The sequence below is a fragment of the Pseudomonas lactucae genome (assembly GCF_036688725.1).
GTDB lineage: Bacteria > Pseudomonadota > Gammaproteobacteria > Pseudomonadales > Pseudomonadaceae > Aquipseudomonas > Aquipseudomonas lactucae.
The window spans coordinates 113,203-127,322 of the sequence record NZ_JAQQPT010000014.1 but is presented as its reverse complement, the minus strand read 5'-3'; the positions used below and the strand labels follow the sequence as shown (position 1 = coordinate 127,322).

Annotated in this window: 11 protein-coding genes and 1 pseudogene; 3 read left to right on the top strand and 9 right to left on the bottom strand. The window is 61.1% G+C overall.

Annotated elements, in window-relative coordinates:
• Positions 1-29: 29 nt before the first annotated feature.
• Complete coding sequence (locus V6M90_RS17570) at positions 30-794, bottom strand: GntR family transcriptional regulator (RefSeq protein ID WP_003175499.1); 765 nt, start codon at positions 792-794, stop codon at positions 30-32.
• Positions 795-1,029: 235 nt separating this feature from the next.
• Here V6M90_RS17570 and V6M90_RS17565 point away from each other — a divergent pair, with 235 nt between their 5' ends.
• On the top strand, positions 1,030-2,220 hold the full coding sequence (locus V6M90_RS17565) for a benzoate/H(+) symporter BenE family transporter (protein WP_332846854.1): 1,191 nt from the start codon (positions 1,030-1,032) through the stop codon (positions 2,218-2,220).
• A gap of 37 nt (positions 2,221-2,257) precedes the next feature.
• Here V6M90_RS17565 and V6M90_RS17560 read toward each other — a convergent pair whose 3' ends face one another.
• Entirely contained in the window at positions 2,258-2,602 is a 345-nt protein-coding gene (locus tag V6M90_RS17560) for a YggL family protein (protein WP_003175501.1), read from the bottom strand.
• Between the two features lie 237 nt (positions 2,603-2,839).
• On the opposite strand from V6M90_RS17560, the gene dacB reads away from it, so the two are divergent.
• The gene (gene dacB, locus V6M90_RS17555) at positions 2,840-4,300 is read left to right on the top strand and encodes a D-alanyl-D-alanine carboxypeptidase/D-alanyl-D-alanine endopeptidase (protein ID WP_042945130.1); all 1,461 of its coding nucleotides are present in this window, start codon (positions 2,840-2,842) and stop codon (positions 4,298-4,300) included.
• A gap of 250 nt (positions 4,301-4,550) precedes the next feature.
• On the opposite strand, the gene V6M90_RS17550 is transcribed toward dacB, so the two are convergent.
• On the bottom strand, positions 4,551-6,938 hold the full coding sequence (locus V6M90_RS17550) for a sensor domain-containing diguanylate cyclase (protein ID WP_042945132.1): 2,388 nt from the start codon (positions 6,936-6,938) through the stop codon (positions 4,551-4,553).
• A gap of 142 nt (positions 6,939-7,080) precedes the next feature.
• On the bottom strand, positions 7,081-9,345 hold the full coding sequence (gene rlmKL / locus V6M90_RS17545) for a bifunctional 23S rRNA (guanine(2069)-N(7))-methyltransferase RlmK/23S rRNA (guanine(2445)-N(2))-methyltransferase RlmL (RefSeq protein ID WP_042945135.1): 2,265 nt from the start codon (positions 9,343-9,345) through the stop codon (positions 7,081-7,083).
• Between the two features lie 531 nt (positions 9,346-9,876).
• On the opposite strand from rlmKL, the gene rmf reads away from it, so the two are divergent.
• Positions 9,877-10,092, top strand: a complete 216-nt coding sequence (rmf, locus tag V6M90_RS17540) for a ribosome modulation factor (protein ID WP_002553055.1) — start codon at positions 9,877-9,879, stop codon at positions 10,090-10,092.
• Between the two features lie 124 nt (positions 10,093-10,216).
• Here the strand turns inward: rmf and V6M90_RS17535 are convergent, their stop codons facing one another.
• From V6M90_RS17535 to sctC, 5 genes and pseudogenes are all read right to left on the bottom strand, one after another.
• A complete protein-coding gene (locus V6M90_RS17535; RefSeq protein WP_003175505.1) occupies positions 10,217-11,245 on the bottom strand; it encodes a quinone-dependent dihydroorotate dehydrogenase in 1,029 nt (342 codons plus the stop codon).
• An 86-nt stretch (positions 11,246-11,331) separates the two neighbouring features.
• Positions 11,332-11,793: a transglycosylase SLT domain-containing protein gene (locus V6M90_RS17530; protein ID WP_003175506.1), complete on the bottom strand. Its 462-nt coding sequence runs from the start codon at positions 11,791-11,793 to the stop codon at positions 11,332-11,334.
• A complete protein-coding gene (locus V6M90_RS17525; protein ID WP_003175507.1) occupies positions 11,786-12,181 on the bottom strand; it encodes a winged helix-turn-helix domain-containing protein in 396 nt (131 codons plus the stop codon). Before V6M90_RS17525 ends, V6M90_RS17530 begins: the two co-directional genes overlap by 8 nt.
• Positions 12,182-12,334: 153 nt before the next feature.
• Positions 12,335-12,553, bottom strand: coding sequence for a FliM/FliN family flagellar motor switch protein (locus V6M90_RS17520; RefSeq protein ID WP_042945925.1), 219 nt, complete (start codon positions 12,551-12,553; stop codon positions 12,335-12,337).
• Positions 12,554-12,571: 18 nt separating this feature from the next.
• A pseudogene (sctC, locus tag V6M90_RS17515) lies at positions 12,572-14,008 on the bottom strand (type III secretion system outer membrane ring subunit SctC); the annotation flags it as partial.
• Positions 14,009-14,120 lie beyond the last annotated feature (112 nt).

Sequence of the window (14,120 nt, the reverse complement as noted above, 5' to 3'; positions counted from 1 at the left end):
CACATTTTGTGCAGGGTGAGCCAGGGCAATTACAGCTTGACTGAAGAACGCCCCGGCTTCTTGGTCTGCAACAGATGCGAGAACACCGCATGCAAATCATCCGACGCGCTCTCTTCATCGAGGTTGAGCTTGCTGTCGATGTGATCCATGTGATGCATCATCAGGTTCACCGCCAGCGCCGCGTCGCGGGCTTCGATCGCATCGATCAATTGGGTGTGCTCATCGTAGGAACAGTGCGAGCGGTTGCCACTTTCGTACTGGGCGATAATCAACGAGGTCTGGGACACCAGGCTGCGCTGGAAGCTGATCAGCGGCGCGTTCTTCGCCGCTTCGGCCAGCTTGAGGTGGAATTCGCCGGAGAGGCGGATGCCCGCCCCGCGGTCGCCACGGGAAAAACTGTCGCGCTCGTCGTTGACCATCTGGCGCAACTCGGCCAGTTGTTCAGCGGTGGCGTGCTGCACCGCCAACTCGGTTATCGCCCGCTCCACCAGCCGCCGCGCGAGAAACACCTGGCGCGCTTCTTCGACACTGGGGCTGGCCACCACCGCACCGCGATTGGGCCGCAGCAGCACCACGCCCTCATGGGCCAGGCGCGACAGAGCGCGACGAATGATGGTGCGGCTCACGCCGAAGATTTCGCCCAGTGCCTCTTCGCTCAATTTGGTTCCGGGCGCCAGGCGTTGTTCGAGGATGGCCTCGAAGATATGTGCATAGACGATATCGTCCTGGGTCCCGCTGCGACCGGCCTTGCCGGCTCGCGGTTGTTTCTTGAGAGGTTGCAACTGTTCGTTCATGGGCACTCGGGTAGGGAGAACGGCGGCGAATTAACGGTAATACGGTGACTTGTAAGGTAATACGGCAACAATGGGGTCGCTGGCAAGTATCACCTAAAAGCGTGGCACATTGTACACAACCCGATGCGCCAACACACTGTACGGCTGTTTGCGGCCTCGGCTGTATTGCAATGACGGGTTACGTTTGAGTTTAGGCTTGAATCCGCAATTTCTCCGGTAGAAGGAACACCTCCCCATGACCGACGCCACTCAAGCGCCCTTGCGCCCGCTGGCCGACACGTCCCCCTCGGCGATCGTTGCCGGCTTTATCGCCATGATGACCGGCTACACCAGCTCCCTGGTGCTGATGTTCCAGGCCGGTCAGGCCGCCGGTTTGACCACGGCGCAGATTTCTTCATGGATCTGGGCGATTTCCATCGGCATGGCGGTGTGCAGCATCGGCTTGTCCCTGCGCTATCGCACGCCGATCACCATCGCCTGGTCCACCCCCGGCGCAGCGCTGCTGATCACCAGCCTGGGTGGCGTGAGTTATGGCGAGGCCATCGGGGCCTACATCACCTGCGCGGTGCTGGTGACGATCTGCGGGTTGACCGGCAGCTTTGAAAAGCTGGTCAAGCGTATTCCGGCGTCGCTGGCGGCGGCGCTGCTGGCAGGGATCCTGTTCAAGATCGGCAGCGAGATTTTCGTCGCCGCGCAACATCGCACCGGGCTGGTACTGGGGATGTTTTTCACCTACCTGATCATCAAGCGCCTGTCGCCACGCTATGCGGTGTTGGCGGCCCTAATCATCGGCACCCTGCTGTCGGGGCTGATGGGGCTGCTGGACTTCAGCGGTTTTCACCTGGAAGTGGCGACACCGGTTTGGACCACCCCGCACTTCTCGCTGGCCGCGACCATCAGCATTGGCATCCCGCTGTTCGTGGTGGCGATGACCTCGCAAAACATGCCGGGCGTCGCCGTATTGCGGGCTGACGGCTACACCGTGCCCGCCTCGCCGCTGATCACCGCGACCGGCCTGGCCTCGCTGTTGCTGGCGCCGTTCGGCTCCCACGGCATCAACCTGGCGGCGATCAGCGCGGCCATCTGCACCGGGCCCCATGCCCATGAAGACCGTAACAAGCGCTACACGGCGGCCGTGTGGTGCGGGGTGTTCTACGGGATTGCCGGGGTGTTCGGCGCCACCTTGGCGGCACTGTTCGCCGCACTGCCCAAGGAACTGGTGCTGTCGATTGCGGCCCTGGCGTTGTTTGGCTCGATCATCAATGGCTTGAGCATCGCCATGAATGAACCGAAGGAGCGGGAAGCGGCGCTGATCACCTTTATGGTCACGGCGTCCGGCTTGACGTTGTTTTCCATCGGCTCGGCGTTCTGGGGGATTGTGGCGGGGGTGTTGACGCTGTTGATTCTGAATTGGCGCAAGGCATAAAAAAACGGCGACCCTGAGGTCGCCGTCTTTTTCAGTATCACTTAGCCGCGTTGATCGGCTTTTCCGGATACCAAACGTCCAGCAGCGGGCTGACTTCAGCGCTTTTCAGTTCGCTGCGGCCTTTGAGCCAGCCTTCAACAGCTGCGCGCTGTTCTTCGTTGACCGAGCCGCGCTTCTGCAGGCAAACCAGACCGAAGTCATCGCCGCCGACATAGCCCAGGCCGTTGGCTTCCATGGCTTCTTTGATGAATGCTTCGAGGAAAGCATCGGTAGCTTCTTCACTCAGGCCTTCTTTGAAGTCCAGGTTCAGTTCGAAACCCAGCTCTTGAAATTCATCAACGCACAGTTTTTTGCGCAGACGCTGGGAACGGTTAGTCGCCATTGGAACAATCCTCTTAAGTAATAACGGCCGGCACTCTAGCAGTTTAAGGCGGCGATTGCCCGACTCTCTGGGACGGGCGGCACAATGCCGGCAAAAAAAACGCCGATTTGCAGCTATCGTTCAGCCACAAGTGCCGCTGCCTTGGGGCATAATGCCGACACTTTCATGACCATTGAGGGATTTTCATCCATACCCCTCGCCTTTTCACCCGCCTTCAGCAGCAGGGTTTCACTTCTTATGATCAAATCTTTGCGTCCATTATTGCTTGCCGGTTTTCTACTGCCCCTGGCCTTCTGCGCTACCGCCGCCCCGATCAACAACACCTTGCCTCCCAATGTCCAGCAGGCGCTGGCAAAAGCCAAACTGCAAAACACCGCATTATCCCTGGTGATGATCCCACTGAACGGCCCTGGCACCGCCACCGTCTTCAACGCCGACGTGTCGGTCAACCCTGCGTCCACCATGAAGCTGATCACCACCTACGCGGCCCTGGAAATGCTCGGCCCCAACCACCAGTGGAAAACCGAGTTCTACACCGACGGCACCCTCAGCGGTGGCGTGCTGCACGGCAACCTGTACCTCAAGGGCGGCGGCGATCCCAAACTGAACATGGAAAAACTCTGGCTGCTGATGCGCGACCTGCGCGCCAACGGCGTGCAGCAAGTCACCGGTGACCTGGTGCTGGACCGCGGTTTCTTCATCCCGCCGCAATTGCCCGAGTTCAACGACGATGGCAATGACGAGAACAAACCGTTCCTGGTCAAGCCGGACGCACTGCTGGTCAACCTCAAGGCCCTGCGTTTTGTGACGCGCAATGACGCCGGGCGGGTGCTGGTGTCGGTCGAGCCACCGATTGCCAGCATTCGCATCGACAACCAGGTAAAAGTCTCCAACGCCAAGCAATGCACCGGCGACGTACGCTACAGCCCGGTCACGGCCGCCGATGGCAGCGTGACGGTGACCGTCAGCGGCCAGTTGGCCGACGGCTGCAGCTCACAAACCTACCTGTCGCTGCTGGACCACGCCACCTATACGGCCGGTGCCGTACGCGCGATCTGGAAGGAATTGGGCGGCAGCATCCAGGGCCGTGATATCCAGGCGCCGGTGCCCAAGGACGCCAAAGTGCTGGCCCGAGCGTTTTCGCCGGACCTGGCGGAAATCATCCGCGACATCAATAAATACAGTAACAACACCATGGCCCAGCAGCTGTTCCTGAGCCTGGGCGCGCAGTTTCGCAACGATGCCGACGGCGACGATGCCAAGGCTGCGCAACGCGTGGTGCGCCAATGGCTGGCGAAAAAAGGCATCACCGCACCGCACCTGGTGATGGAAAACGGTTCCGGCCTGTCCCGCGCCGAACGGGTCAGTGCCCGCGAGATGGCGGCGATGCTGCAGGCAGCATGGAAAAGCCCCTACGCGGCGGAGTTCATCAGCTCGATGCCGATCGCCGGCACCGACGGCACCATGCGCAAGCGCCTGAAGACCACTGCCATGCGCGGCGAAGCCCACGTCAAGACCGGCACCTTGAACACCGTGCGTGCCATCGCCGGGTTCAGCCGCGATAACAACGGCAATACCTGGGCGGTGGTGGCGATTCTCAACGATCCAAAGCCGTGGGGCGCTTCGTCGGTGCTGGATCAGGTGCTGCTGGACCTGTATCGCCAGCCTAAACTGGCAGCGGCTGCCCCAGTGCTCTAACAAACACCGCCCCCGGGAAGCGACGCCGGACAAATGTGGGAGGGGGCTTGCCCTAATGCCAGTCAGTTAAGGAAGGGGTAAAAAGTGATCTGTGGCGAGGGAGCTTGCTCCCGTTGGACTGCGCAGCAGTCCCATTCTTTGTAAACAAGAGCGGGGCCGCTTCGCGGCCCAACGGGAGCAAGCTCCCTCGCCACAAATACAGTGTTGTCCCTTAACTGACTGGCATCAGGGCAAGCCCCCTTCCCCATTTTCACGCCTGTACTTTCTCTGCCTCCACCCGATCCCTGCCCGCCTGCTTGGCCACGTACACCGCCGAGTCGGCGCGCAACAGCAACCCGTCGATGCCCTCATCGACGCGCCAACTGGCCACGCCGAAGCTGGCGGTCACGATGCCCACCGGCTCCATCGGCGCGTTGCGCAGCACCCGCCACAAATCCTCCGCCAGGCTGTAGGCCTGTTCACCATCGGTGCCGGGACACAGCACCATGAACTCCTCACCGCCCAAACGGCAGAACACATCGGTGCGGCGCAAACGTTGACTGATGCGCTTGCACAGTTCCTGCAATACCCCATCACCGACCGCGTGCCCGTACTTATCGTTGATGCGCTTGAAATGATCGATATCCAGCATGATCACCGACAAGGCCCCGGACGTACGGTTGACCCTTACCATCTCGGCCTTGAGACGATCCTGGAAATACCGACGGTTGTGAATCCCGGTCAGGGAATCGGTGATGGACAGCGCGCGCAGTTCTTCTTCAACACGCTTGAGATCGGAGATATCCGACACGTAACCGTGCCACAGCGTACCGCCGCCCGGTAATTCCTCGGGGGTCGCTTCGCCACGAATCCAGCGTAAACCGCGTTGTGGCAATTGCACGCGGTACTCTTCGCGCCAATGACTCAACTGCAACGCCGACAAACGAATCGACGCGCGCACGCGCTCCACGTCCAGCGGGTGAATACGCTCGAAAGCCTTCTTCGCGTCCTGCTGCAACACGCCTGTCTCGATTTCGTAAATGTCGCGCATCCCATCACTGGCGTAGATAAAGCGCCAGTTTTCCTGAGGTTCCAGGGTGAATTGAAAGATCCCGCCGGGTACGTGGGCGCTGAGTTTCTTGAGCAAGCGATCGCGCGCGGCCAACGCTTCGTAGGCGCGCTTCTGCTCGGTGATGTCGAGGTAAATCGCCAAATGCCCGACCCATAAGCCGTGATCATCCAGCAACACGGTGGCCAGCATGTTCACGGTCAACGGGCTGCCGTCCAAGCGTATCAACGTCCATTCACGGGCTTCATGCAAGGAGTCGGGGCTTTCCACCAGCATCGCCTGGTTCGCGGGAATACGTTTGCCCAGGGTCACACTCAGGCTGGCGGAGCGCGCTTCCAGTTCTGGTGCCAGGTGCAGGCTCTCCAGGGTCAACCGCCCCACCACCTGCTCGGCGCTGAACCCGAGCATCTGCTCGGCACCGGCATTGAAGGTGTTGATGACACCGCGCAGGTCGGTGGCAATGATCGCGACCTGGGTGGCGGCGTTCAGCACGCTGCGCAGTTGACCATGGGCGCCGCGCAACTCCTGTTCGCGCTGGTGCAACTCCGCGGTGCGCTGCTCCACCAGCTTGAGCGCGCGCTGGCGCTGGCTGACCAACACGTAGAGCAAGGCGCTGAACAACAGGCTGAGCAGCCCACCCATGGTCAGGACAGTCGTCAGCGAGGAATGGTTGGCCTGGGCGAACACCTGGCTCGGACGCAGGGTCAGGGCGTAGACGTGGTCACCCAGGGTGAGGCGGCGCGCGCCGACCAGCTCACTGTCCGCCGGGGCATTGCTGGAAGCGTACAGCACGCGTTTTTGCACATCGGAGGTATCGACGATCTGCATCACCAGGTTGTCCCGCGCAGGCTTGGGCAAGCCGTCGGCCACCAGTTGGCGCATGCTGATCACCGCCATCACGTAGCCACGCACCTCAGTCGCCGACTGTTCGGAGGCGACCGGGGCTACGAGCAGCACTCCGGCGGCGTACGCGGGCTCCACGCCCACCAGCTGCATGGGTTGGGACACCGCCAAACCACCGCTCGCCCGCGCACGCTCAAGAGCTGAGCGTCGCAGGGGCTGGGCCATAAGGTCAAAGCCCAGGGGTGAGCCCACCAGGCTTTGTGTCTGAATGTAGAGTACTGGCACGTATTCATCGCGCGCAGGCGCAGGGGCCAACTCACCGGCGGAGTTCAATTCACGGATCGCAAAGGGCTCGCCGCGCAGGCGTGACTCCTCCTGCTCAAACCGGCTGCGCTGCTCGCGAAACACCCGAGGGGCCCAGGCATAGGCGCGGGCACGCAGCAATAAAGGCTGGGCGAAGCCATCGAACTCTTCGCGGGACACATCGCTGGAGTTGACGAAGAACCGTCGCAGGCTGTTCAGGCGTTGCTCCTGGTCTTCGAAGCGCTCCTGCAGGCGGGTATAGCGCTCGTTGACCAGCAACTGAAAGCGCTGGCGCACCTGTTGCTGGTAGAGATCGGAGGCGGCCCAGGCAACGATGACCGTCAAGGCACACCCTGCCAAAAACACCACCAATGCCACCAGCCAGGCCGAGGCCTGTTCACTGATAAAACCTAGGATTTTCGGGCGGACGGCTTGCAACGACATAAGCAACACTCACAACGCCAGCGTGCGGGGGGTGTCACTTTGGCTAGGCCTTAAGTTATAGCTATCACCCCAGGGTTTGACCAGCGCAAAAAAGCCGCAAGCGCGGAATAAACCAGGCTTACGGCTTTTTGGCTACGCCTTATCAGCGAGCGGTGATTTTCCAGGCCCGGTGGATCTTGGCATTGCGCGCAAAATCCGGGTCGATGGTCTTGTCGCTGATTTCCTCGACCGCGTAGCGGGCGCTGAGGTTGTCCTCGAGCGCGAACTTGCGGAAGTTGTTCGAGAAGTACAGCACGCCGCCCGGCGCGAGGCGGGCCATGGCCAGGTCGAGCAACTGTACATGGTCACGCTGCACGTCGAAGATGCCTTCCATGCGCTTGGAGTTGGAGAAGGTTGGCGGGTCGATGAAGATCAGGTCGAACTCATCGCGGCTGGCCTCCAGCCACGCCATCACGTCACCCTGCTCCAGGCGGTTCTTGTCGGAGAACCCGTTGAGGGAGAAGTTGCGACGGGCCCAGTCCAGGTAGGTCTTGGACAGGTCGACGCTGGTGGTGCTGCGCGCCCCGCCCTTGGCGGCGTGCACACTCGCGGTGGCGGTGTAGCAATACAGGTTGAGGAAACGCTTGCCGGCCGCTTCTTTCTGAATACGCATGCGCATCGGGCGGTGGTCGAGGAACAGACCGGTGTCCAGGTAATCGGTGAGGTTGACCAGCAACTTCACGCCGCCTTCGCTGACCTCGGTGAACTTGCCCTGGGCGCTCTGGCGCTCGTACTGCTTGGTGCCGCTCTGACGCTCGCGACGTTTGACCACCACGCGGTTCTTGTCGATGTTCAGCGCCTGGGGAATCGCCGCCAGCGCATCGAACATGCGTGCAGAGGCTTTTTCCGGGTCGATGGACTTGGGCGCGGCATATTCCTGTACATGGACCCAATCGTGGTACAGGTCGATGGCCATGGAGTATTCGGGCATATCGGCGTCATACACGCGGTAGCAATCCACGCCTTCGCGCTTGGCCCACTTGCCCAGCAACTTGAGGTTCTTCTGCAAGCGGTTGGCGAACATCTGCCCGCCTTCGCTCAAGCGTGCCTGCTCGACCACCGGGGCCGGAGCGGGCTTGATCGGGTTACCGTTCTTGTTGTACTGGCGTTCCAGCGGCTCGGTCGGCGCCTGGTCGTAGGCGGCCTGCTCGCGTTCGGCCTGGCGCTGCTCCGGGGTACGCCGCTCGCCGGTGACGAACTGGTCCGGGTTGACCTTGATCAGCAACAACTTGCACGGCAAGGCGCCGTTCCAGAACGAATACTGTTTGTGGCTGCGGATGCCCATGCGCTTGCCCAGGTCCGGCGCGCCGGTGAACACCGCCGCCTCCCAGCCCATGCACGCCTGGCGCAGACGCTCGCCAAGGTTCTGGTAGAGGTACAACAGGCTGGCTTCATCCCCCAGGCGCTCGCCGTAGGGTGGGTTGCAGATCACCAGGCCTTTCTGGTTCTGGTCCGGGCGCGGTTCGAAGGTGCCCACTTCGCCCTGATACACCTTGATCCAGTGGCTCAGGCCTGCGCGCTCGATGTTGTTGCGCGCGGGCTGGATCAGGCGCGGGTCGGCCTCATAGCCACGAATCCACAGCGGCGCTTTGTTCATGCCGACAGCCGCGCGTTCGGCCGCCTCGGTGTGCAGTTTTTTCCACAGTGCCGGGACGTGACCAAGCCAAGTGGTGAAGCCCCACAGTTCGCGGTTCAGGTTGGGGGCCATGTCGGCGGCGATCATCGCGCCTTCGACCAGGAAGGTGCCGACGCCGCACATCGGGTCGGTCAGCGCGCCGCCTTCGGCAGCGATACGCGGCCAGCCGGAACGGATCAGGATCGCGGCCGCCAGGTTTTCCTTCAGCGGCGCCGCACCTTGCTGCAAGCGATAACCGCGTTGGTGCAGACTGTGGCCGGAGAGGTCGAGGGACAGGATGGCTTCGCCACGGTCCAGGCGCAGATGGATGCGCAGGTCCGGGTTGATTTTGTCGATGGACGGACGTTCGCCGGTCGGGGTGCGCAATTTATCGACAATCGCATCCTTGACCTTCAGCGCGCCGAAGTGGGTGTTGTCGATGCCCGAGCCGTGGCCGCTGAATTCCACCGCCAGTGTACCGTCGGGGACCATGTGGTCGGCCCATTCGATATCCAGCACGCCGTGGTACAGGTCCTCGGCATCCTTCATCGGGAAGCGCTTGAGCACCAGCAGCACACGGTTGGCCAAGCGCGACCAGAGGCACAGGCGGTAGGCGGTTTCCATGTCGGCCATGCCGCGCACGGCCGAGGTGTGCTCGCGGGCGTCCTCAAGGCCAAGCCCGACGGCTTCCTCGATCAGCAGGCCTTCGAGGCCCTTGGGGCAGGTGAGGAAGAGTTCAAAACGGTCCGACATGGGCATTCCAGGCTTTTCAGCAATAGATGAACGGGCGACGCATCGCCGGCTCGGTTTTCAATCAAGCACTTTTCTTGAAGAGTGCTCGCGTGGCACGAATGTGCCGCTCCACCCTGTCTGACGGGCCCTTGGGCCTTTATTGACGGGGCAGAAGAAGAATTTGAAGCAACAAAAAGAAATATTCCGACCCTTCGTCGAATAATAACCGACTGCAACAGGCGGGCATTCTCAGCCAGGATTTGAATCTTTTTTCTTGGCAGGGTGCATCATAGCTGGCTTTGACCGACAAATGGGGCGAAAAGCCATCCCAGCTTATGGCTATAGCATCGTTATCGTTACGTGCTTATGACAAAACGATCATTGAATCCATGTGACCTATTGGTTAGAACTCAACACAGGTTGGCGCCGTAACGACGCCGACACATCGGCTCGCCACGCCGGCAGCGAGCCCACCAACGGCAGAAAAACTCTGCCCGGCCCCAGACGAGGCCGAAGGATATCTAGACAGTCAACAAGTGAGGGAAACACCCTATGAGAAGACTTAAGCGTGATCCGTTGGAAAGAGCATTTTTACGCGGATATCAATATGGCGTTCATGGCAAATCCCGTGAGCTTTGCCCATTTACTCTACCGTCGGTACGCCAAGCCTGGATTAACGGCTGGCGAGAAGGACGCGGCGACAACTGGGACGGTATGACAGGCACTGCGGGCATCCACAGACTCAACGAACTTCACGCCGTCGGCTAATCAGGGCACTTAATTCCGACATACCACCTTTGAATCTGTAACGACTTAACCACGCACGTCCTATCCGGGCGGCGGGCTTCGGCCCAGGGGGCTCCTTTATGGAGCCCTTTTTAATGGCCGTCGATCAGGCGCGTTTGGGCAAAGCGGCAATCGCATCCACCGCCTGACGAATCAGCGCAGGCCCTTTATAGATAAACCCGGAGTACAACTGCACCAGGCTGGCACCGGCGCCAATCTTCTCGGCCGCATGCTTGCCTTCGGTGATGCCTCCGACCGCGATGATCGGCAAGCGCCCGCCCAGCTCGGCAGCCAACACCTTGACGATATGGGTGCTCTGGTCGCGTACCGGCGCACCCGACAGCCCGCCCGCTTCGTCGCCATGGGCCAGGCCTTCGACGCCGACACGGCTCAGGGTGGTATTGGTGGCGATTACCGCATCCATACCGGAGTCCACCAGGGCCTGGGCGACCAATACGGTTTCTTCGTCACTCATGTCCGGGGCGATCTTGATGGCCAGCGGCACGCGCTTGCCATGACGCACCGCGAGGTCTTCCTGACGCTGGCGCAAGGCTTCGAGCAACTGCTTGAGCGAGTCACCAAACTGCAGGCTGCGCAGGCCCGGGGTATTAGGCGAGCTGACGTTGACGGTGACATAGCTGGCGTGGGCATAGACCTTGTCCAGGCAGATCAGGTAGTCATCCACCGCACGCTCCACCGGCGTGTCGAAGTTCTTGCCGATATTGATACCCAGGATGCCCTTGTACTTCGCCGCCTGAACCCGCGCCAGCAAGTGATCGACGCCCAGGTTGTTAAAGCCCATGCGGTTGATGATCGCCTCGGCTTCCGGCAGGCGAAAGATGCGTGGCTTGGGATTGCCCGGCTGCGGGCGCGGCGTCACAGTGCCGATTTCGACAAAGCCGAACCCCAGTTGCGCAAAACCGTCGATGGCCGCGCCGTTCTTGTCCAGACCGGCCGCCAGCCCGACCGGGTTGGGGAAGTCCAGGCCCATCACCGACACCGGCATCTTTGCCGGCGCCTTGCATACCAGACCATTGAGCCCCAGGCGGCCACCGGCACCGATCAAGTCCAGGGACAGGTCGTGGGAGGTTTCCGGGGAGAGTTTGAACAACAGCTGGCGGGCCAGGGTATACATGGGCGGGCTAGACTCGGATGGCGACGAAAGGTGGCGGCGATTATAGCCGGGGACACGCCATGCACGCGAGGCGTGCCGTCCAATCGTCAATAACGCCGCTGCACCAGAGCCTCGTAATGCGCCCAGATTTTTTCTGCGTAGCGCCTGCGCAGTGCCTCACGCTGCGGCCCAGTGCCTGGGCCCGCGTTATAGGCACCCACCGCCGTCCAGTTATAGCCAAAACGCTGGATGAATTCGGCCAATATTGACGCCCCCACCTCCACCGACAGACAGGGCTCATTCAATAGCCGCTGCTCGGTAATGCCTGACTGGAGCAGACGGGGCAAGTGGATGCTGTTGATTTGCATCAGGCCGATATCCCGGGTGCCATTACGGTTGGCGGGGTTAATGGCTTCTGGACGATAACCCGATTCCACGGCAGCGATGGCCTGCAACAACTCCGGTTCGATATTGTAGCGACGGGCAGTTTCTTCCCAGCAAAAGGCCAATGCCTGCTGACTGCTCATCAAAATCCCAAACAACAGCACTGCGCGCCAGCAACTACCCATGGCAGACGTGCCCACAGGCTGAGCACACCGTTGCCGCTTCTTCGACAGGGGCCGGCGCACGCATCTCGACCCGCACCGGGCATATAAAGCGATACCCTCGGCCATAGATCGTCTTGATGAACGGTTTGTCGACGCCAAGGTGTTTGCGCAGCGAATAGATGCAGCGTGTCAGCGATTCCTCGGAAACCTCGCCCTGGGGCCACCCCTGCTCCAGCAAGTGATCCTTGGTCATCAGCACACCGCCGGACGTCAGCAGCAACCGCAGCACCTGACCCTCTTTGGGCGGCAGTTGAACATCCAGACTCTCGCCGGTCAGTCGCCCATCGCTGTGCAGCGTCCACTGGGCGAAGACCAGGGAAGTCGTCCCCCCTTCATTCACGACGGCCATAACGACCTCGGCATCCGACTACTGACATTGAAATCCTTAGTTTCAGCACTGGCTAGCGCCCACGTCACGACTATAAGAACCCGCCTCACAAGCCACGCTAAGAGAAAAGCCATACATTCAGCGATTTCAGGAATGCCCCTGTAGGACCTTTCCTTATCCATCCGGCGCCCACTCTTGATAAACCTCGTGCAACTCAACCCCCAGCCGATCTTCCAACTGCACCAGTTCACCCAGGGCAAACAGTTGGCCATTGACCCGTACCTCGACGCCGTGGATGACCGTCGGAGCCAACGGCAATACTTTCCCAGGCGCAAAGGCGGCCAAGCGCTTGCGGCTTACCAGTTGTTCCTGCAGAAGAATTTCCAGGTGCATGGATGAAGGCCTTATTGATGGAGAGAGATCACGAGCCGGTCGCACACACGCAGGTTGCTCGCGGTCGTAGCGCGCCACGGTCAACGGCCTTGGCGCCGAGCCTGCAGGCATCTCCTGTCATTCGCTGCTGACGACCCGGGCCTGAAGCACGAACAGACGAACCTCGGCAAGGCCGTTGCGTGCCGTACCCTCCCCCTGCTCACGCACATCCCGCCTGAACGCTCCGAGCCACAGGCGTCGGCCTTGAGGTACCCGCACCACGGTGCTCACACTCACGCGCCCGACGGCGGTGGGTTTACCGCGTCGTCCGACTTCACGGACCTGGCGGCCATCCTCGACCTTGATCAGCATTTCGATCTGATTCGCCTCGGCAATGCGCGGCAGCACACTCACCTGCGCGCCATAAGGCACAGGTTTCCAGTCGGCGGGGTCGTTATCCGAGGCCGGCAGGTAGAAGGTGTGGTTGTCCTCGAACACGGCCGGTACATTCTCCTGGGTGAGAATCACCGGCAATGTGACCACCCTGGCTCGGCGCCGGCGCTCCAGGGCGGTGATCTGCTCCATCAATTGCTTGTCCTCCAGCGGCTCCAGAATGTGTGCGTTCGAAGCACTGGTTTTTTTCTTCCGGGCCAGGTCCAGCTTCTTCATGTCGTCACGGCTCACATCCACCAGCCACAACGAGACCTCGATGGCCCGTTTGGGCGTATCCAACTGCGCCACCAGTTGCTCGATAAACTTCACCTGCGCAGGTTTGCCCTTGATCAGCAGGCTATTGGTGTCGGTATAGGCAATCACCCCTAGGCTTGAGTCTGCCAATGGGCCCTTGTGCTCACTGACCAGCAGGGCTTCAATCGTCGATGCCATGCCCGGCACCCTGACCTTTTGGTCGCCCAAGACGTACTCGCGGTCGTCCACATGGGTGTTGAGCACTTGAACCACACCAAAGGCCTGGCTGCCTATGCGCAGGTCGGCGCGTTGGCGGTCCATCAATTGAGCCAGGCGCAACACCTGGTCGACATAGTTGGGCGGACCGGACACATAGAATGTCCGCCCCTCGCTCCCGCGCAAGGGATAGCGCGTCTCATCGAGCCCCGAACGCCGCATGAGGTTGCGAAAACGGTCTATGGAAAGATGCCGCAACGCCACCGCCGAGCTTTTCGCCTCGCTGGCGTCATAGAGGTAAAGCGCTTGCCCGTCGCCGTACCAGATCAAGCCATATTGCAGCGCCAGCGACTCCAGGGCCTGCTGCGGCGCGTCGAGTTCCAGCACCCCGGTGAAGCGCTTGCGCGCAACCTCCCGGCTTACGACCACCGGCACGCCCAAGGGCACCGACAAGGCGCTGAAGACACTGTGCAGACTCTCGTCCCGTGCCTCATAGGTCGCGCCACCGACCAGCCTGTTTCCCAACATCAGCGCGACAAACAGCAGCCAGCGGCAAAGCCCGAGGCGAAGCATCAATGCAGTGAAGTCAGCGTACACCTTGGGTTTCCTGAAGCGGACCGGGAGTGGGAAGCGGCCATACTGCGAGGCCGCCCGGTTTCAATCTTGATGGAAAGTTGACGGCCGG

Coding starts and splice junctions, on each gene's coding strand:
- V6M90_RS17565 (WP_332846854.1), top strand. CDS start 1,030: ATGACCGACGCCACTCAAGCGCCCTTGCGCCCGCTGGCCGACACGTCC.
- dacB (WP_042945130.1), top strand. CDS start 2,840: ATGATCAAATCTTTGCGTCCATTATTGCTTGCCGGTTTTCTACTGCCC.
- rlmKL (WP_042945135.1), bottom strand. CDS start 9,345: ATGTCGGACCGTTTTGAACTCTTCCTCACCTGCCCCAAGGGCCTCGAA.
- V6M90_RS17520 (WP_042945925.1), bottom strand. CDS start 12,553: ATGCACCTGGAAATTCTTCTGCAGGAACAACTGGTAAGCCGCAAGCGC.
- rmf (WP_002553055.1), top strand. CDS start 9,877: ATGAGAAGACTTAAGCGTGATCCGTTGGAAAGAGCATTTTTACGCGGA.
- V6M90_RS17560 (WP_003175501.1), bottom strand. CDS start 2,602: ATGGCGACTAACCGTTCCCAGCGTCTGCGCAAAAAACTGTGCGTTGAT.
- V6M90_RS17530 (WP_003175506.1), bottom strand. CDS start 11,793: ATGGGTAGTTGCTGGCGCGCAGTGCTGTTGTTTGGGATTTTGATGAGC.
- V6M90_RS17535 (WP_003175505.1), bottom strand. CDS start 11,245: ATGTATACCCTGGCCCGCCAGCTGTTGTTCAAACTCTCCCCGGAAACC.
- V6M90_RS17570 (WP_003175499.1), bottom strand. CDS start 794: ATGAACGAACAGTTGCAACCTCTCAAGAAACAACCGCGAGCCGGCAAG.
- V6M90_RS17525 (WP_003175507.1), bottom strand. CDS start 12,181: ATGGCCGTCGTGAATGAAGGGGGGACGACTTCCCTGGTCTTCGCCCAG.
- V6M90_RS17550 (WP_042945132.1), bottom strand. CDS start 6,938: ATGTCGTTGCAAGCCGTCCGCCCGAAAATCCTAGGTTTTATCAGTGAA.